This window comes from Hymenobacter sp. (genome assembly GCF_036387835.1).
GTDB lineage: Bacteria > Bacteroidota > Bacteroidia > Cytophagales > Hymenobacteraceae > Hymenobacter.
The window spans coordinates 13,185-31,966 of the sequence record NZ_DASVSY010000003.1 but is presented as its reverse complement, the minus strand read 5'-3'; the positions used below and the strand labels follow the sequence as shown (position 1 = coordinate 31,966).

Here is an 18,782-nt window from a genome sequence, read left to right as displayed (position 1 = left end):
TCCGACCCAGCCACAAAATCCGATCAATTCGTCTAATCCGAAATAATCCGTGACTAGCTTTGCCCCTGTGAATAAAGCAGCTAAGAACATTCCCGCGCAGGCTTTGCGCGAAGTTGAGATTCAAGACATGGTGGCCGAGGGCAAATGCCTCGTGCGCATTGATAACCTGGTGGTGTTTGTGTCGCAGGTAGCGCCCGGCGACGTGGTGGACCTGCGTATCACCCGCAGCAAAAAGAACTTTCTGGAAGCCGTGCCCACGCACTTCCACAAATACTCGGAGCGCCGGGTACAGCCATTCTGCGAGCATTTTGGCACCTGCGGCGGCTGCAAGTGGCAGCATATCGGCTACGATACGCAGCTGCAATACAAGCACCAGCAGGTAGCCGACACGCTCCAGCGCATTGGCAAAGTGGCCCTGCCCGAAATTCAGCCCATCATGCCTTCGCCGTCCCAGACCTACTACCGCAACAAGCTGGAATACACCTTCAGCTTTATAGGCTGGCTGACCGAAGAGCAGATCAAGGACGAAACCACCGACTACGACCGGCGCGTGCTCGGCTTCCACACCCCCGCCCGCTTCGATAAGATTCTGGACGTGAACCACTGCTGGCTGCAACCCGACCCAAGCAACCAGATTCGGCTGGCCGTACGCGACTATGCGCGCCAACACGATCTGCGTTTCGGCAACATTATCAAGCAAACCGGCTTGCTGCGCAACCTCATCATCCGCACCGCCAACACCGGCGACATCATGGTGATTTTGCAATGCTACCGCCAGCACGAGGCCATCGAGCCGCTGCTGAACTACCTCTATGAGCGATTCCCCCAAATCACTTCGCTCAATTACGTCCTCAACAATAAAGGCAACGAAACCTTCCACGACCTAGAGGTGGTGTGCTACAAAGGCGAGCCGTACATTCATGAGGAAATGGAAGGTTTACGCTTCCGCGTCGGCCCGAAATCGTTCTACCAAACCAACTCCGAAGGCGCCTACAACCTCTATAAAGTAACCCGCGACTTCGCTCAGCTCACTGGCAACGAACTGGTATACGACCTGTACACCGGCGCCGGCACCATCGCCAATTTCGTAGCCCGCCAGGCACAGCACGTGGTGGGCGTCGAGTACGTAGAGCAAGCCGTGGCCGACGCTCGCATCAATTCCGAAATCAACGGCGTTACCAACACCGAATTTTACGCCGGCGACATGAAAGATGTGCTCAACGCCGACTTCATTGCCCAGCACGGCCGCCCCGACGTTGTTATCACTGACCCGCCCCGCGCCGGTATGCACGAAGACGTGGTGCGTCGCTTGCTGGAAATGCGTGCCCCGCGCATCGTGTACGTCAGCTGCAACCCCGCCACCCAGGCCCGCGACTTAGAGCTATTGGATGAAGCGTATAAAGTGTCCCGCGTACAGCCCGTAGATATGTTTCCGCACACTCACCACGTAGAAAATGTGGTGGCGTTGGAGCTGCGGTAGTTATGGCAAAGGATATGAGCTACGAAGAAGTCACCGAGTCTATTCGACAAGGTAAACTTGTCATTGCACGCGACTGGCTTGACGACTTCACAAGTATCTTCCCGCTTTTTTGCCTTATCACCCTGAGCATAATGATGCTCCTTGATGCACCTCCTGATTCACGTCAGATAGCTGTTTCACTTGTTTTATTTTCAGGCGGTCTTTTTCTGTATGGATTATATTGTTTAATCCAAGAACGAAATTTGACAACTGTTGAAACCTACTTGAGCGCAACTGAAAACAGACAATTAGTTACGCATGTATTTGAAAGCTCAGGCTGGAAAATCATTCATAACAACAGCCAACTTGTTGTGGCCACTATTCCCCACAAGTGGTATGGCTTCGTAGGACAAACAGCAAGAGCAATAATTCAAAATGATAGTGTCCTCTTGAATGTAATGCATCATAGCTCAAATAGAGGAAGATCTGCTTTCTCTTTTGGGCTTAATAGTAGAGAATTGTCTCTGCTCATAGACATGCTTAGAAAGAAGCCACCATCTAATATTGAACTAACATGGACTACGCCAACGACCCCGAGCTGAACGGCAAATACCTCGGTACCATCACCAAGGATTTCGCCACCGTCTCCGATACCATCATGGAAGCCTCTTCCCAAGTACGGAAGATGGATATTTCTAAATACCCGATTTTCGTGTTTGCCCGGCAGGAAGTACCGCTCGGCAGCCTGCTCATCAATGCCGACGAACTGAACCTGGAGTGGCACGTGTTTGCCTCGTTTCTGGAGCTGTTCGTGCAGCAGGGCATCATCAGTGCCGAGGGCGTCGAAGCCTTTCAAAGCACCTACCGCGACGCCGACGAATACTGCTGCCTGTTCGTACTGGACAAGGAGTTCACCAACTTCGTCTATATCCCCTACCCGGAAGACTAGATCACGGATTTTTCGGATCAGGCGGATAGGTCGGATTTCGTGGACGATCGAGCGCCGAGGTCAGGTTTGACTTCGGCGTTTGCTTTTAACAACACTGTAAAACAACGGGCTTAGCACAGTGTTAAGCTTGGTTGAAATCGTCCACAAAATCCGACCTATCCGCCTAATCCGAAAAATCCGTGATTAGAAGTGGTTGAAGCCTTGGGCCCGCAACGGCACGGGCTGGCCAGATTTGGTGACCAAGTTGGAGCCTTCGCTCTTCTCTACCATGTGGCCGATGATGGTGATGTCGGGGTGGTTTTTGAGCAGGGCGTGGGCCGCGAGGGGGACGGTAAAGAGCAATTCGTAGTCTTCGCCGCCGTTGAGCATGCACATGATGGGGTCGAGGTTGAACTCCTCAGCAACCTCTAGTGTGGGATTCGCAATGGGCAGGTTTTCAGAGAAAATGCGGGCCCCGGTGCCACTGGCCTGGCAGAGGTGCAAGGTTTCCGAAGCCAGCCCGTCGGAAATATCGATCATGCTGGTGGGCACTACGCCGAGGTCGCGCAACTCGTGAATGACGTCCATGCGGGCCTCGGGGCGGAGCTGGCGCTGGAGCACGTAAGGATATTTGCCGAGTTCGGGTTGCGTTTCGGGGTCGGCTTGCCAGGCTTGCTTTTCGCGCTCCAGCACTTGCAGGCCAAGATAGGCGCCGCCCAGGTCGCCGGTTACGCAGATCAGGTCGTTGGGGCCGGCCCCGCTACGGCGTACGGCTTTGCCAGCCGCCACCTGCCCGAGGGCCGTGATGCTGATGGTGAGGCCGCCCGGGCTGCCCGTGGTGTCGCCGCCCACCAAATCCACGTCGTAGGCTTCGCAGGCGAGGCGCATGCCTTCGTAGAGTTCCTGCACGGCTTCCACCGAAAACCGCGCGCCAATACTTACCGCTACCACTAGTTGGGTGGGCGTGGCATTCATGGCCGCTATATCCGATACGTTGACAGCCACGGCTTTGTAGCCCAGGTGCTTGAGTGGGCAGAAAGTGAGGTCGAAGTGTACTCCTTCCACTAGCATATCGGTGCTGATTACTATTTCATGGCCCGCCGGCGGAGCCAGGATGGCCGCGTCATCGCCAATACCAAGCTTGGTACTAGGCTGGCGCAGTGTAATGGTATCCTGGATGCGGCGGATAAGGCCGAATTCTCCTACACTATCAAGAGGCGTGATGTCGCTCATAAAACCGCTAATTGGCGCTGGTTAATTGTTTCGTTGGAAAGCCTGGTTCAGGCTCAGCCGACGGGTCGCAAAGGTAGGCAGAGCGACACTAGAGGTGCTTGTTGGTTGAAACTTTGCGCTGCTATTTACGCCGGCTTGTAGCAACAACGGGTAGCTTCCAGCATAGTTTCAACCCGGCATCTGGACTTGCTTGGTCTGAGGGCACTATCCGGGGTTGCCTGGGCGTTACGACCTAGGCGAATGATTTAATGCCTTATGAAAGGAAATAAATTTTACCTCACTCCTCTTATTTCGCCGGCCGTTGCTGTTCTTGCCTTACTAACTATCTTGAATTCATACGTGAAACCTGTGCTAAAACAACCAACTTGGCTGGTGTTGCTGTTAGTGGCCGCCTTAGCCGCTTGCAACCGCACCCCCAAAGCCCTCGATCCTGCCTCGGCTACCGCCGCCAAACAACAGCTTGAGGTGCTACGCGACTCCGTAGACGCGCGCTGGACCGAAATGACGGCCAGCGACGATGCCAAAATAACGGCTACCAACCAAATGCTTAATGAGTTGGAGCGCTGGCCCGCGGCCGATAAAGCGCAGCTAAAGCAGCTCACCCAGGCCAACAACCGCCTCAAAGGGCTGCGCTACCAGCAGCTCAGCATGCAATCCACCCAAATCGACCGGTATGATACGGCGCAGGATTCGCTGCTGAGCGTGTTGCGCGCCATGACGTCGCGCCCCGATGGCCCTGCGCCCAGTACCACCGTGCTGAATACGCTAGACACCATTGGGCAGTACGATGGGGAAGTAGTAGGCTACCGGGTGAAATACGATCAGGCCGCCAAACGATTCAACAACTACATCCAGCTTCACCAAGCTGAGTTGCAGAGCTTGGGCGGCAAGTACAAGCAGCTAACCCCACTCCCGCTTTTCGAGCTACCTGAATAGTGATAGTACCAGTTTGTAAACCCTGCTGAACCAATTATTTAGCAGGTTTTTAAATTTTATTGCATTGATTCTCAACTAGAAGAGTTTTTTTATGCATTTGCATGCAACCGATCTACAGCCTGTAAGCTCTTCTTAGTACAGCCAGTGGCCCTAGTGCCGCTGGTGTTGGTTGAGTTGGTTGTGGAAAGGCGACCGGAATTTTCCGGCCGCTTTTTTTACGCCCAATCAATTCCCAACGGCTTGTCCTTCTGCAGCATCCTTGCAACCTATTGCAACCAGGTAGGCTCCTTCTGTTAAATCCACCTGATTTACTATGTATGGTACAGCATTACCGTTTCTGCTTTGCGCTACTAATAGGGTCAGTGCTTGCTACTAGCTGCGCAATGGAAACCTGCATAGACCCTCCATTACCCAACAATTGTAGTATCCCGGCTACTGTAATGTACCCGGTCTGCAACGTGTTGCATTGCCCTTCTCATCCGGTCCTCCTTGTCTTGGCTGATGGGAAGCAGCTTAACCCTTCAGGGCCCGTGTGGGATAGTTTTTGGGCTCAGATGAAAAACAAAGCGCCGCAAAATTTAAAGCTAGAATATAAGCCTTTAGCGACCCAAGCACTTTATAGTTGGGGTAATGCTGAAATCACCTGCATCAGAGAGGTAGAGACAACGGCTAGTGGTCAATAAAACACAAAAAGGCCTGACAGTAGTACTGTCAGGCCTTTTTGTTTCTCGTTGCGTCCAATCAAGCTCTTACAGCTTTGCCATTTCTTCGCGCACGAAGTCGGCAAGCGTACGCAGGTAATCGGTGCTGAAGTCGAAGCGGATGCCGGCGGCGGCGTAGATTTCGCCGATGGGCGCGGTGTAGCCCATGGCCAAGGCGCGCTTGTAGGCGTCGAGGCCTTCCTGTGGGTTTTGGCGGAAGTTGCGCCACACGGCAATGGCACCGAGCTGCGCCATAGCGTATTCGATGTAGTAGAACGGCACTTCGTAGAGGTGCAACTGCTTTTGCCACAAATACGGCTTGAACCCTTCCAGCCCTTTCCAGCTTACCGTCCGCTGGTTGAACTCGTCGAAGATGCTGGTCCAGCACTGATGGCGCTCCGCTTCGGTGTGCTGCGGATTCTCGTACACCCAATGCTGAAACTTGTCGATGGTAGCTACCCAGGGGAAGGTTTCGAGCACGCTCTCCAAGTGCGTTTTTTTAGCACGGCGCAGGTCTTCCGGATCGGTGAAGAAAACGCCCCAGTGGTCCATGCTCATCAGCTCCATGCTCATCGAAGCCAACTCCGCCACCTCGGACGGTGGGTGCTTGTCGGCACCGAGCGGTAGGTTACGGGTCAGAAAGGAATGAACCGCGTGGCCGCCTTCGTGCAGCATGGTTACCACGTCGCGTAAAGAGCTGGTGGCATTCATGAAAATGAAGGGCACCCCGGTTTCGTCGAGCGGATAGTTGTAGCCGCCGGGCGCTTTGCCCTTGCGCGACTCCAGGTCCAGCTGGCCCATCTGGCGCATCGTGCGCAGACAGTCGCCGAGGTACGGGTCCAGATTCTGGAACACCGTAATAGTCTTCTCCAACAGCTCCGCGCCGGTATCAAAAGGCCGCAGCGGCGCCTTGCCCGACACGTCTACGTCCAGGTCCCAAGGCCGCAATTCCGCCAGCGCCAGGTCTTGCCGCCGTTCCAGGTCGAGGTCGTCGATGAGCGGCACCACCGTTTCGCGGATGGCTTTATGGAAGGCGAAGCAGTCTTGTGGCGTGTAGTCGAAGCGGCCGAGGGCCGCAAACATATAATCCCGGAAGTTGGCAAAGCCTGCATTCAACGCCACCCGGTGGCGTAAGCTCACCAGACCGGTAAACAAGGCGTCGAGGGGTTCGGCATCGCGCAGGCGGCGCGCCTGAATCGAGCGGTAGGCTTCTTCGCGCACGGCGCGGTTGGGACTCTTGAGGCGGTCAGCGGCACGGGGCAGCGTCATTTCCTCGCCGTCGAGCGTTACCGTCATGGCACCGGCAATGGCGGCGTACTGCTGCTGCTTGGTGCTGATTTCGGTTTTGAGCGGAATATTTTCCACCCGATAGATTTCCAGCGCTTGCCGCACCGAGCGTAAGAACACGCGGTATTTGCGCGGGTCGAGTTCGGGCAAAAAGTCCGAGCTCATCATCTTCTCGTTCAGGGCATGGTCGTGAGGGGCTACGTTGGGCTCGATCTCACTCACAAAAAATTGAAAAGCAGCAGCCCGCTGTTCGTCTTGCGTGTCGCAGGTCATGCGGATGTAGCGCCAGGCCAAATCCTCACTCAGAGCGGCTTCCAGCTCCGAACGGTCGAGCAGCCAGCGCTCCAGTTCCACTCCGGAGGTAATGGTTCGTTCGCGCAGCTCCGTAAAGAAAGGCTCCAGTGCAACCCAATCAGTCACGTGAAAATCCTCAGGTAAGTAGTGCCGTGGCGGGCGCTGAGTTTCGGTGGCAGAAGCGGTAGCAAGTTCAGTAGTAGGCGTCATAAGAGAGAATATACGGAAAGTTTTCCGGTACGGTGCAGTTTGGTCTTACGAGCGGCGGCAGACCTAAAAGAACCACTAGTTTGAAGGGAATAAGCGGCGCACAGGCGGTAAATACGAGAAGCAAACCTCAGCCTTTCACCTTACACGCCAAACTGTTTTTTAGTCGATTTCAATTACTACGTCGCTCGTGAGTGGATGGGCAACGCACACCAGCACATAGCCTTGTTTCATTTCTGAGTCAGACAAGCCTTCCCGCTCATCCAAATGAACTTTGCCGGAAAGGCACTTGCCACGGCAAGCCGTACACAGGCCGGCCTGGCAAGAGTACGGCAGGTCGATATCCTGGTCGAGGGCCGCTTCCAGTACGGTTTGGTTGGGCGTTACCTCGAATTGATACTCTGAGCCTTCGTAGTTAATGGTTACGGTACGGGTCTTGATTTGGCCGTCGTCATCGTCGGCCGATACGTCGCCGTGGCCGTTGGGCTGAGCGGCACTGGCTTCCTGCGTTTCGGCGGCGGCCACAAAACTCTCGCGGCGGACGCGGTTATCGGGCACGCCTAGCAGGTCGAGGGCGGCTTTGGCCTCCAGCATCATGCCTTCGGGACCACACAAATAGTATTCGGCTTGCGCCGCCGGAAACTGGTGGCGCTGCTCCAGAATGCGCAGCAGGGTGGTCCGGTTTAGCCGGCCTACGTGCTGGTGCGCCGCTGCCGGCCCAGTGGGCTGACTATACACGTGCTCCACTTGAAAGCGGCTCGCAAACTGGCTTTCCAGCTGTTGCAGCTGCTCCTTAAATATCACCGACTTTTCGTTGCGATTACCATACACGAGCAGTACGTGGCTTTGCGGCTCTTCGCGCAGCACGGCCTTGAGCATGCTCATCAGGGGGGTGATGCCAGAGCCCGCCCCCACCAGCACCAACGAACGAGCCGATTTCGGGCTGGTTTTGAGGGTGAAATTGCCAAGGGGAGCCATTACCTCCAGCTGCTGACCTACCCGCACCGTATCGAGCAGGTAGTTGCTGACAAGTCCCCCCGTTACCCGCTTCACGGTGACCGACAAACGCGGGGCTTCGCTTGGGGTACTGCTGAGTGAGTAGGCCCGGCGCTCTTTCTTGCCGCCGGGGCCACACGGGAGAATCAGGGTCAGAAATTGACCAGCTTCGCTAGCAATTACCTGGCGACCAGGATGTTCTAGATGAATGGTAACAGCATCGCCGGTTTCGTGGGTAAGCTCGACGACGTTGAGGGACAGGTACGGTGTGCTCATTGGGTGCGCAGGAACTGAAGCTTATTTTTTAGAAGCAGGATGATAACTGTGCCTTGCCCCAAAGGGTTTGCACGAATTGCAAATTACGGCAATCTGTACCGGATGCCTTAGCTTGCAGCCCTACGATGCCCGGTGCAAGATATTGCCTTAGCCGCTGCCTTTCTTTCCTCGTTTACTAGGGCATACTCTCACTTTAACTCACCTCGTCATTCATTTATATGCTCGCCGAACTTCTTGAGCGCCACCAGCACGAATTTCACTCTATTCTGCCCGTCGACCTGAACGCGCCCGATGTGGCCCGCCTCGATTTCACCGCCAAAAATCAACTGGTACTCAACGCCGACCTACGTGACACGGATGCCTTCGAGGCCCTGGTAGCACAGTTGCTGGCCGAACAGGAGGCGCACATCGGCATTGGCGGTTACCTTGAAAACCGGGTTATCTACCGCCGCAGCCCTGGCTTGTTCGGCAGCCCCACGCTGGCAGCCCGGTCACTGCACTTAGGCGTGGATGTGTGGTTGCGCGCCGGCACCCCCGTCATGGCCCCACTCGATGCCCTAGTGCACAGCACTCAAGACAACAACAACTTCGGCGACTACGGCCCTACGGTTATTTTGCAGCACCAACTAGAAGACGAAACGTTCTACACGCTCTACGGCCACCTTACCCGCCGCGAAACCGCTTTGCTACGGCCCGGCATGATCATCGAGAAAGGCACCATCTTCACGGAAGTAGGCCCAGCCCCGGAAAACGGTGACTGGCCTCCGCACCTGCACTTTCAGGTTATTGCCGATATGCAAGGCCTAACTGGCGATTTTCCGGGCGTAGCACTACCCGAGGAGCGGGATAAGTGGGCCACTCTCTGCCCCAACCCCAACCTAATCCTACGCTCACGGATTTTATCGGATTAGCCGGATTGATCGGATTTTGTGGACGGTCATCAATTTACCAATCGTTGGATTGGGGCAAAAGATCAGCTAGTAGATAGCATGAGCTGGCAGGACGAATCGTCCACAAAATCCAAAATCCGATCAATCCGGCTAATCCGATAAAATCCGTGATCAGTCGAACTTGATGGCTGCTACGGGCTTGATGCGCGAAATCAGGTAGGTTGGAATCAGGACGGCCAGCAGAGAGGCCGCGAAAGTGGCCACGTTGAGCAGAATGATGATGGTGGGGTCCCAATACACCGGCACCCGGTCCATGTAGTAGTTCTCGGGGTCGAGCGGGATAAGCTTGGTGTAGTATTGTATGGCGCAGAAACCCAAGCCTATTACATTGCCCACCACCATACCGCGAAACGTTAAACTCAGTCCCCGAAAGAAAAACATACTTCGGATTTGCCGGTCAGTAGCGCCCACAGCCTTCAGAATGCCGATCATGTTGGTGCGCTCCAAAATCATGATAAAGATGGTAGCGACCATGTTGAACGTGGCCACGAAAATGATGAGCAGCAGGAAAATCACCACGTTGCGGTTGAGCAATTGCAGCCAGTCGAACAGCTGCGCGTACTGCTCGGTGATTTTGTCGAGCTTAAGATCGTAGCGCAGATTTTCGTACATGTCTTCGGCCACTGGGTCGAGGCGGCTGAAGTCCTTAAGCACTACTTCCACCCCGCCCACCAACGAATCGGGCCAGGCGTTCAGGTCCCGAATCTGCCGCAAGTCTCCGATAACATACACGTCGTCGAATTCGTCGAGGCCGGTTTGGTAGATGCCGCGCACCGTGAACTTGCGCACTCGCGGCGGATTTTGGATGAAGTAGAACAACGCATCATCGCCCACCTTGAGGCGCAGCTTGTCGGCCACTTTACGCGAGAGCAGCACGTCGTTGGAGGCTGCCGAATCGGGGAAGCTGATGAAGGAGCCCGCCACCAGGTTCTGGCGCATGGGCGAGCGGCTATCAGTTTCCGAAACGCCCTTGAGCACAACCCCGAGTACCTCGTCCTTGGTTTTGATGATGGCCGTTTTGCGGGCGAAAGGCTGGATGGTAGCTACCTGCGAAAACCGACGCAAATCCTGCACCAAGGCCGGCCCGCTGATCGGCTCTATCTCGATAGAATTATTGGTGTCGTACTTGCTGACCGTCAGGTGCGCGCCAAACGAGAAGATCTTGCTTTGAATCTCGTTGCGGAAACCGGCCAGAATAGAAAACGACACAATCATCACGGCCAGCCCGAGGGCAATGCTGATGATAGCTATCTTTGTCACCGACGAAGTAAAAGACCCCGAGTCGGCTCCGTCAATCTTGTGGGATATGTACCGCGAGACATTCACTGCCGTAAAGCTACGTGTCTACGGCCAGTTTTCTAGCTTCGTTTTTTGATGCCTATATTTAACTTTGCCGTCTTGTTAAGTGTGCCGCTGCTGCTGTCTGACTGCAGCCAAACGCCGGCCACGATATCCGCTCCGCCCTCCGTTTCGTTTACCTCGGCCCCGCAGGTAGTAACCGACGCCCCTCCCGCGGCCCCTAGTCTGCGCGTGGGAGCCGAGCAATTTCAACAGTATGTACCGCAGCTCAAGGGCAAGCGGGTAGGGGTGGTAGTCAACCAGACGGCTCGCGTAGGCAAGGCCTTCCTGGTAGATACGCTGCTAACACAGGGCGTAGCGGTAAAGGCGATTTTCGGCCCTGAGCACGGTTTCCGAGGCGAAGCGGCCGACGGAGCGACCATCAAGGACGGCAAAGACGCGCGTAGCGGCCTGCCGGTGCGCTCGTTGTACGGCGCCACCAAGAAGCCTACCCCCGAAATGCTAGCTGATATAGACGTGCTCGTATTCGACATCCAGGATGTGGGCACGCGCTTCTACACCTTCATCAGCACGATGCACTACGTGATGGAAGCCGCCGCCGAGCTCAACAAGGAAGTGGTGATTCTGGACCGCCCCAACCCCAATGGCTGGTACGTGGACGGCCCGGTGCTCGAACCTGCACATAAGTCATTTGTGGGCATGCACCCCATTCCGGTGGTGCACGGCCTGACGGTGGGCGAGTTGGCGAAAATGATTAACGGCGAGAAATGGCTGGCTGGCGGCAAACAATGCCGCCTGACGGTGGTCCCGGTAGCGGGCTACACCCACGCCACGCGCTACACCTTGCCCATTGCGCCTTCGCCCAACCTGCCCAACCAGCATTCAATCCTTCTTTACCCCACCATTTGCTTGTTTGAGGGTACCGATGTAAGCGTGGGGCGCGGCACAGATGCCCCGTTCGAAGTAGTTGGGGCACCCACGCAGCCCAACACGCGGCCGTTCGGCTTCACGCCTAAGCCTAATGCTGGCTCGCCTACTCCGCCCCAAAACGGCAAAACCTGCTACGGCCTCGACCTTCGCGCTGCCGGCAACGACGTAGGCTTCACGCCGAAATACCTGATCGACTTCTACCAGCAAAGCACGGCCAAGGACAAGTTTTTCGGCAAGTACTTCGAACAGCTCAGCGGCACCCGCACTTTGCGCGAGCAAATAATTGCCGGCAAGTCAGAAGCAGAAATCCGGAAATCGTGGGAGCCGGCGCTAGGGCAGTACAAGGCTATGCGGAAGAAGTATCTGTTGTATCCAGAGTCTTAATGGTTGAATGGCTGTATTGTTAAATGGTTGCTTGTTTTAACGAATAATCGAACAGTCAACCATTTAACAATGCAAAAATCAAGCAATTCATGTTGAAAATCATCTTTATGGGCACCCCCGAATTTGCGGTGCCCACGCTCGAAGCTTTACTTGGTTGGATCGGTTGCGAAGTAGTAGCCGTGGTCACGGCGCCCGATAAGCCAGCCGGGCGCGGGCGGCAACTAGCCGAATCGGCGGTGAAGCAAGCGGCAGCGCGACACGGGCTACCCGTGCTACAGCCCACCAACCTGAAGTCGCCGGAGTTTCAGGCGGAGCTAAAAGGCTATGCCGCCGACTTGCAGGTGGTGGTGGCCTTTCGGATGCTCCCGGAGGCGGTCTGGAATATGCCGCCGCGCGGTTCTATCAACATTCACGCCTCGTTGCTGCCGCAATACCGCGGGGCGGCCCCTATCAATTGGGCGCTTATTTACGGCGAAACTCAAACCGGTGTCACTTCCTTTTTTCTGCGGCAAGAAATAGATACTGGTGACTTGATCTTCCAGGATGTGGTACCTATCACCGCTGATGATGATTTCGGGACGCTATACGAAAAGCTAAAAACGACGGGTGCTATTCTGGCCCTGCGTACCGTACAGGCTATTGCTGCTGGCACTGCACCTAGTTTGCCGCAAGCGGAGAGCGAAACGCTACGCTCGGCCCCCAAAATTCAAAAGGAAACAGGTCGCCTCGATTTCACTCAGCCGGCCACAGCGCTGGCCAACCTCGTACGCGGCCTCTCCCCTATTCCTACTGCTTTCACGCAGCTTCCTGACGGCCGCACGCTCAAAGTCTTCAAGGCGCAACCCCTATCTGACGAGGAAGCCAGCGGCCTCGATACCGGAGGTGTTGGCCGCTGGAACACCGATGGCCGCACCTATTTGCGCGTTCAAACCGCCAACGGCCTCCTCGACGTGCTTGATGTACAGCTCGAGGGTAAAAAGCGCATGCCCATAGCCGACTTCCTGCGCGGAATCAACGATTCAATATTTAACAGCTAACACCCAGCCTGATTGTGTTTGACTTTATCCCTGGCAAGGATAAGCTGTTAAGTAACTAAGTGTTAACTGATAAATGAAATGGTAGCTTTCGTAGTAGCAGCCGCTGAGAACGGGGTAATCGGACGTGACAATCAACTTATCTGGCACCTGCCCGCCGACTTGAAGCACTTCAAGCAGCTCACCCAGGGTCACCCCGTCGTGATGGGTCGGCGCACATACGAGAGTATCGGCCGGCCGCTGCCAAACCGCACCAACATCGTAATTACACGGCAGGCCGACTGGCAAGCCGAGGGCTGTGAAGTAGCGCCTTCGGTGCCCGCTGCGTTGGAGCGGGCCCGTCAATTCGACGAAGAAGTATTCGTTATTGGCGGCGCCGAAATATACCGCCAAGCCCTGCCCGCAGCCGACTTGATCTATCTAACGGAGGTACACCATAGTTTCGAAGGTGACGTCTTCTTTCCTGAGCTAGACCGCGCCGTGTGGCGCGAAGAAGCTCGTCAGCGCCACGAAGCCGACGACAAGCACGCTTATCCCTTTACCTTCGTAACTCTCCGACGCCGGTAGCAAGGGAATTAGTAATTAAGTGAAATGGTGAGGTTGATGTCTTAACTGCCCAATCAAGGTCAGCAAAACATCAACCTCACCATTTTACTTAATTATTAATGCCCTGCTAGCGCAAGAGCACCAGCTTACCCCAGTCTTTCTTGAAAGCCCTGTCTCCGGCAGTAGCTCGGCGGCTGAACTTGTCCTGCGGATCGTCGAGAATGACGCGGTAGAGGTATGTGCCGTTAGCTAGCTTGTCGCCAAACTCATCGGTACCATCCCAGGCATATTGCGAAATATTGTTACCGATGCGCAGAGGTCCTAGTTCCGCCATCATGATTTCCCGTACTACCCGGCCTGTCAACGTCAGCACCTGAATTTTCATGTTGCGCGGCGTCTCCTTACCCGTTAGCGTGAACACAAACTTGGTTTTACTGGTGACGGGGTTCGGATACGGATAGATGTTGCTGATGGCCGACTCGTTGATTACCTCGAACGTAATGCGGTACGGCAAATCCGCTGCTTTTTTATTAGTGGCATCTTGTCCCTGCACTTCTAGTGTGTAGATGCCATTCTCAAGGGGGGTATTCTGCCCCATTCGTATCTCTAGCTGCGCCGTTCCCTTTGTAGAGTCAGACGAAAAGCGAACGTTGGACCCAGTAAGGTCTACGGGAACAGTAACCTGATTGGCCGAAGTCAGCAGCACCTGAAAGTTACCAACGCCCTGAATCTTGCGTAGCCGGTCGTCATCGCGCAGCTGCACCGTAATAATCGGCGTTGGCGATACAATATCCCCGTTGAGGATGTGAATGCCATCGAAGGCTACGTCCAGCGTGGGAGGCACGTTGCGGTCGTCTACCCGGAAAGGATCTAGCAGCAACTCGTTGTTGAAGGCATACAGTTCTGGCAGGGCCCGCGGGCTTGGGTTCACCACGACATTGCCGCGCAAGGCGCCCGTCAGTCCTACCACATTTACTTTTGCGTCGAAGCTTACTTGGCTATCAGCTCGTAAGGCGCCGCCGGGCACATCCACCAACGCCTCCCGAACGTCGGTACCCTCGTTGCGCAGCAAAATTCTAGCCTTCATAGGGCCGCTGAAGTCGATGGACGACACGTTTTGAAATACAACTGGTACCGTAACAAAGCCTGTTTCGCTGGCTTGCCGGGCTAAAGTAGCGGGGTCGTAGGCGGAGGCCGGAGTGCCCAAATCCCGGCGCACAATACCTTCGGGCAAACCCTGATACGTTATCAGCCATTGTTCTAGCTGTGGCGCTGTCCGGTTCAAGGTGTCACGTAGCTCCAGCACCAGCTGCAGATACGGATACTGCCGGGCCGAAATATTCGCCAGTGCTAAGCTCCGGCTCGTAACATTGGCCTCAAGTACTCGCTCGGTATTAGTGCTGTCTATGCCAACTAGTTTCAGCGTGTAGCTGTCCGATGGCTCGGGCGTGCGAACGGTGTGAGAGAGGTTCAACCACTGCCGCGCCGGTCCAATCTGCGTCGAGGTAATCCGGCCCCGGCTGGCTCTAGTTAACAGCGTATCACTAAGAATCACTACCTGGTCAGCACGGGGAGTAGCGCTGGCGGGATCAGCTATAGCTTCTCGCACCACCCGCGGGTTTGGGCCTTTCTGGACCAATAAGGCGTAAGGGTCTCCGTCCTGCAGCTGATTAATACGCCGCGCGCCCAAAGAGGTCAGCGTGGCTTTCAACGAAGAAGAGAACGTAGAGAAGTTCACCTTGTTCATGGAAATCAACGCCACGTAGTCGCCGGGCCGTACATTGGTAAGCAGCGTTTGCAGTTGTGCCTGGCGGGCTGGCGCGTTGATGTTATCGGCACCGCCCCCGGCAAAGTGGTAGAAACGAAGGTTGCCCCGGCCGCAAGAGTCGTAAAGGCCGCCCGCCACATTGCGCACGGGCAGCAGAGTGCGCCCACTAAACACGGCTACCATCACGTTGGGCTGGTTGATTGCGCAATCGGCTACGTAAGATGAAATGGATGTGGTGATACCATCCGTTATTTGGTTGAACGTTTGGCTAGCGCCAGTGCTGCCCCCGCGGGTAGTCAACACAACGGCTTCCCGCTCGTCGTCGAAATCCCAGCGCCCCGAAGGAGCTTCCACCTTTACGCCTGCCAGTTGGTCGCGGCCAAACTGCCCATGATGACTCTGTGACCAACCACCAGCGCTACCCGGAATTACCCGGAAAGAGCTGGTAGCCCATTCCCGGCTTTCGTCGCCGGCAGGTGTCTGAAAACGCAAGCGCCAGTACCATACCACACTATCGCGGCCAGCTGTTGCAGGCAATGTTGGCCGCCAGTCCGGGACCAGAGTGGTTGTGACGGTGCGGGCTTGCTTTAGGGTGCTGTTAAAAGTTGGCACCGTATCCAGTTCCATCTCATACACGCGCGAAGCGCCGCGAGGGTCGTTGGTTTGACCTACCAAGCGAAGGTTGGGACCGGGTACAATCGCAAATTCTGGGGGCCAGACTGTTCTAACACCACCTTGCAGAAAGTTGAAGGTGATCTGGCCACTGTTGTTGGTTTCGCTTGTTTCCGTGACCCGGTTGCGGTAATCAAGCGCGACATCAAACCGGTTGTCGCCGAACACGTTGCCCGTGTTGTTTAAGATAAAGGTGTAGGTGGTATCGTGCCAGGCCTGGCGCACGGTACGCGTGATGATGTCGGGGGCACGGGTACCCATGCTGGTAGCCGGATAGGTGCGCGTAATGCGAACATCCACCGAATCGTACGTGATTTTGTCGGGATTTTTAAAGTTGACCAGCAGCTTGAAAGTGGGCGACGAGGCCTGGACCGGACCGGAACCATTGGGCTGAATCTGTACGTCGGAGTTGCTGGTTATAAAATCGGGGCGCTCCGGTGAAAAGAACCGCAAAGCTGGATCACCCAACCAGGTATTGATCATGGCCTGGGCGATAGCAGAAGGAGCCCCACCATTTATAATCAGCATCCGCCGGGCTGCCTCGGCCTGCAATGCTGGAATGGACTTGCCATACCAGGCAGCTTCGTTGAAAGCTACTTTGTAGAACTCCGTGGTAAAAGCATCCAAGTCCTGGGCAAAGCTTTCATCGGAAGCAGCCATGAAACCGATAGCGCCTTTGTTCTCGGCGAAAATCCAGTTTTCAGATACTGTTTTGATGTTAGTGTTTCGATCAACTGCATTCGCAGCACAACCATTTAGCAGAAATACTGGATATTTTCCTGCATTGTTGTAGCCTTTGCCTGGATCAGTGGGGTCACCGAAATTAAGGTCATAATCAGAGGTTGATCCATGACCGAAATATGTAACCAGCGATACACCCGCATTTATTTCTGGTGCGAGGGTAATGTTAATAGGAAAGTTCGTTCCACCCGATAAGCGTCGCCGGTATGTGTTTATTACCTGACCGCCAAACAGTGGCTGCTCAACTAGCTTCTTGTATTTATCAACGTAGCTCTCAAACAGCGTGTATTCATTGGCATCTCGACCGCCTCCCATGTGCACAATATGCTTGCGCCAGGGCTCGGCGCCTAATGCTTCATGCTCTTTGAGCTTATTTAAATACCGAACAATTTCCTGGGGCTGCGTGGCGGGCAAGCGCCCTGTGGGCATCCGGGCAACATAGTTGTTGTTTTCCCAGTCAGCAGAAAGAAAATTGTCGGAACCGCTACGCGTAGTAGAAGGCACTAAGTCGAGACTGGCTACTTGCCGGTTTCGGCTTTCATTTACTAACAGCCCTTTGCCCAGCAGAAGCAGGTAATTAGTTTGCGTAGCCGGCGAGTTAGCCAGTTCCCAGCGCACATAGTTGCGCATAGCCATCACCGATTTCTCCCCATAGTTGAATTGGTTATATAATTGGTCGGAAGTCACCACCACAGTATCATAGCGGCCGCCTGCTGTTGAATGCCGGTATTCGGCGTAAGCCCGTACTGGATTGGCAATGGTCCCTACTGGCCGCATCAGCGCCGTGTGGCTGATGATGAGAAAGTTGGAGGCTGCCGCATTTAACGTACGGAATCGCACGCGCACGGCGGGCCGAGGAGTAGCGGCCTGTGCTTCGTTGGCCAGGAGCAAGCGACGCGTCTGGTTGGCAGTAGCACTTGGGAAGCTATAGCCCCGCTGCTGACCAGCTAATGCTATGCCTTCTACACGCTGTAGGTTGTTGATGTCGGTTATATCGAATCCGCGCACCGTAGCTGGGATGGAGTCAAGCGTGTAATATGCTGGTCCAGCTAAAGTAGAATCGTTGAGGAACGCCATCTGCTTCATCCCAGTCCGCCACCGGCTGGCCTGCGGGAAGGTGTAGCGCACGTAGCCGACGCGGTATCCAAGGCGTTGAGTGGAAATTCTGGGACCAGTGTCGCGGGATATAGTATATATAGTGCCTGCGCCACTAACATCCGAATTTTGCAAAGCGTACCGAACTACACGCTTCTCGTAGCCATTGAATGTAATTGAACCTAATACTCGTTCAGTGTTAGTAGCCGGCTGTACAACTACGACTTGTATGGTGTGGGGCCCACTCCAAGAGCCCACAAATAGCAGTTCAACCTCTGGCCGAGTAGCTACCGTGCGTGCTACGGCCCAAACAGAGTCAACAAGCATACCTGCGCCAGGCTGGAACCCCGAGGTACCACCGTGTGGCAAAGACAAGAACCCCTCCCCAGCCTCTCCCCAAGGCTGATATACGTTTACAAATGGCTCATCATTCACATAAGCAAACTGCCCCGGATCCGGCAAGTTACCTCCTGTTCGGCCAGAAAATACGGCCTGGCGCTGTGCCAGCCGGGTAGGGTGTGGCGCCGCGGTAGGCGTAGTAGTTACTGCTGTCATCCGCTTCCCGTTGGTTGTGGCCGACCAGGTCAGGAAGTAGGCCGCCGTATCGGTGTAAAGGCTGTACAAATCATGAGGCTGGGTGGCAGCTCCGCCTTTGTAGAAGGCGCGGTCGAGTTTGCCGTCGTTGCGCTGGCCGTAAAACTCGAAGAACGTGGTGGCATCAAGCGTGGCCTGGTTACCACCAGCGTAAATGGCTACCTCCTGACCCCGCCGCCACAGTTGAATACGCTGCGGGCTAACGCCGCTGATGCCAGCTTGCGTCAGGTACTGTTGGTCGAGCCGGTAGAGGCCGTCTTTGGTTACTTTGATTTTATAATACTGCTGGCTTGGCACAATCCATTCATTGCCGAACAAATTGGTGTTCTGAGCCACCACCGGTTCTGCTGTTAGCAGACCAGTCAGTAGCAAGCTACACCAACCCAGAAGTTGCTTGAGATAGTATCGTTTCATCATAGATGTATCTGATTACTAATTGTTGAATAGTTGAT

13 protein-coding genes are annotated in these 18,782 nt (G+C 55.1%); 8 read left to right on the top strand and 5 right to left on the bottom strand.

Annotated elements, in window-relative coordinates:
* Window positions 1–67 precede the first annotated feature (67 nt).
* From rlmD to VF639_RS00440, 3 genes are read left to right on the top strand one after another with little or no spacing between them, the layout of a single operon-like run.
* Window positions 68–1,480 (top strand): 23S rRNA (uracil(1939)-C(5))-methyltransferase RlmD, encoded by a 1,413-nt coding sequence (gene rlmD / locus VF639_RS00450; protein ID WP_331143928.1) that lies wholly within the window; start codon window positions 68–70, stop codon window positions 1,478–1,480.
* A gap of 2 nt (window positions 1,481–1,482) precedes the next feature.
* Entirely contained in the window at window positions 1,483–2,061 is a 579-nt protein-coding gene (locus tag VF639_RS00445) for a hypothetical protein (RefSeq protein ID WP_331143927.1), read from the top strand.
* Window positions 2,034–2,408: a hypothetical protein gene (locus tag VF639_RS00440; RefSeq protein WP_331143926.1), complete on the top strand. Its 375-nt coding sequence runs from the start codon at window positions 2,034–2,036 to the stop codon at window positions 2,406–2,408. The genes VF639_RS00445 and VF639_RS00440 overlap by 28 nt, the downstream gene beginning before the upstream one ends.
* A gap of 183 nt (window positions 2,409–2,591) precedes the next feature.
* On the opposite strand, the gene thiL is transcribed toward VF639_RS00440, so the two are convergent.
* The gene (gene thiL, locus VF639_RS00435) at window positions 2,592–3,620 is read right to left on the bottom strand and encodes a thiamine-phosphate kinase (RefSeq protein ID WP_331143925.1); all 1,029 of its coding nucleotides are present in this window, start codon (window positions 3,618–3,620) and stop codon (window positions 2,592–2,594) included.
* 339 nt (window positions 3,621–3,959) lie between these two features.
* On the opposite strand from thiL, the gene VF639_RS00430 reads away from it, so the two are divergent.
* Window positions 3,960–4,556: a hypothetical protein gene (locus VF639_RS00430; RefSeq protein WP_331143924.1), complete on the top strand. Its 597-nt coding sequence runs from the start codon at window positions 3,960–3,962 to the stop codon at window positions 4,554–4,556.
* A gap of 749 nt (window positions 4,557–5,305) precedes the next feature.
* Here VF639_RS00430 and VF639_RS00425 read toward each other — a convergent pair.
* Window positions 5,306–7,048, bottom strand: coding sequence for a M3 family oligoendopeptidase (locus VF639_RS00425; protein ID WP_331143923.1), 1,743 nt, complete (start codon window positions 7,046–7,048; stop codon window positions 5,306–5,308).
* Between the two features lie 159 nt (window positions 7,049–7,207).
* Window positions 7,208–8,317: a ferredoxin--NADP reductase gene (locus tag VF639_RS00420; protein ID WP_331143922.1), complete on the bottom strand. Its 1,110-nt coding sequence runs from the start codon at window positions 8,315–8,317 to the stop codon at window positions 7,208–7,210.
* A 218-nt stretch (window positions 8,318–8,535) separates the two neighbouring features.
* Here VF639_RS00420 and VF639_RS00415 point away from each other — a divergent pair, with 218 nt between their 5' ends.
* On the top strand, window positions 8,536–9,228 hold the full coding sequence (locus VF639_RS00415) for a peptidoglycan DD-metalloendopeptidase family protein (protein ID WP_331143921.1): 693 nt from the start codon (window positions 8,536–8,538) through the stop codon (window positions 9,226–9,228).
* 150 nt (window positions 9,229–9,378) lie between these two features.
* Here the strand turns inward: VF639_RS00415 and VF639_RS00410 are convergent, their stop codons facing one another.
* Entirely contained in the window at window positions 9,379–10,527 is a 1,149-nt protein-coding gene (locus VF639_RS00410; protein ID WP_331143920.1) for an ABC transporter permease, read from the bottom strand.
* 114 nt (window positions 10,528–10,641) lie between these two features.
* Between VF639_RS00410 and VF639_RS00405 the strand changes: the two genes are divergently transcribed.
* The 3 genes from VF639_RS00405 (at window position 10,642) to VF639_RS00395 (ending at window position 13,481) form a co-directional block, all read left to right on the top strand.
* Window positions 10,642–11,880: an exo-beta-N-acetylmuramidase NamZ family protein gene (locus VF639_RS00405; protein WP_331143919.1), complete on the top strand. Its 1,239-nt coding sequence runs from the start codon at window positions 10,642–10,644 to the stop codon at window positions 11,878–11,880.
* A gap of 89 nt (window positions 11,881–11,969) precedes the next feature.
* A complete protein-coding gene (fmt, locus tag VF639_RS00400; protein WP_331143918.1) occupies window positions 11,970–12,917 on the top strand; it encodes a methionyl-tRNA formyltransferase in 948 nt (315 codons plus the stop codon).
* Window positions 12,918–12,995: 78 nt separating this feature from the next.
* Window positions 12,996–13,481 (top strand): dihydrofolate reductase, encoded by a 486-nt coding sequence (locus tag VF639_RS00395; protein ID WP_331143917.1) that lies wholly within the window; start codon window positions 12,996–12,998, stop codon window positions 13,479–13,481.
* A gap of 106 nt (window positions 13,482–13,587) precedes the next feature.
* Here VF639_RS00395 and porU2 read toward each other — a convergent pair whose 3' ends face one another.
* A complete protein-coding gene (gene porU2 / locus VF639_RS00390) occupies window positions 13,588–18,747 on the bottom strand; it encodes a putative type IX secretion system sortase PorU2 (RefSeq protein WP_331143916.1) in 5,160 nt (1,719 codons plus the stop codon).
* Window positions 18,748–18,782: the final 35 nt, after the last annotated feature.

What these genes read in the sequence shown, in the direction of transcription:
- VF639_RS00445 (WP_331143927.1), top strand. Translation starts at nt 1,483, where the DNA reads ATGGCAAAGGATATGAGCTACGAAGAAGTCACCGAGTCTATTCGACAA.
- VF639_RS00440 (WP_331143926.1), top strand. Translation starts at nt 2,034, where the DNA reads ATGGACTACGCCAACGACCCCGAGCTGAACGGCAAATACCTCGGTACC.
- thiL (WP_331143925.1), bottom strand. Translation starts at nt 3,620, where the DNA reads ATGAGCGACATCACGCCTCTTGATAGTGTAGGAGAATTCGGCCTTATC.
- VF639_RS00425 (WP_331143923.1), bottom strand. Translation starts at nt 7,048, where the DNA reads ATGACGCCTACTACTGAACTTGCTACCGCTTCTGCCACCGAAACTCAG.
- VF639_RS00420 (WP_331143922.1), bottom strand. Translation starts at nt 8,317, where the DNA reads ATGAGCACACCGTACCTGTCCCTCAACGTCGTCGAGCTTACCCACGAA.
- VF639_RS00415 (WP_331143921.1), top strand. Translation starts at nt 8,536, where the DNA reads ATGCTCGCCGAACTTCTTGAGCGCCACCAGCACGAATTTCACTCTATT.
- VF639_RS00405 (WP_331143919.1), top strand. Translation starts at nt 10,642, where the DNA reads ATGCCTATATTTAACTTTGCCGTCTTGTTAAGTGTGCCGCTGCTGCTG.
- fmt (WP_331143918.1), top strand. Translation starts at nt 11,970, where the DNA reads ATGTTGAAAATCATCTTTATGGGCACCCCCGAATTTGCGGTGCCCACG.
- VF639_RS00395 (WP_331143917.1), top strand. Translation starts at nt 12,996, where the DNA reads ATGGTAGCTTTCGTAGTAGCAGCCGCTGAGAACGGGGTAATCGGACGT.
- porU2 (WP_331143916.1), bottom strand. Translation starts at nt 18,747, where the DNA reads ATGATGAAACGATACTATCTCAAGCAACTTCTGGGTTGGTGTAGCTTG.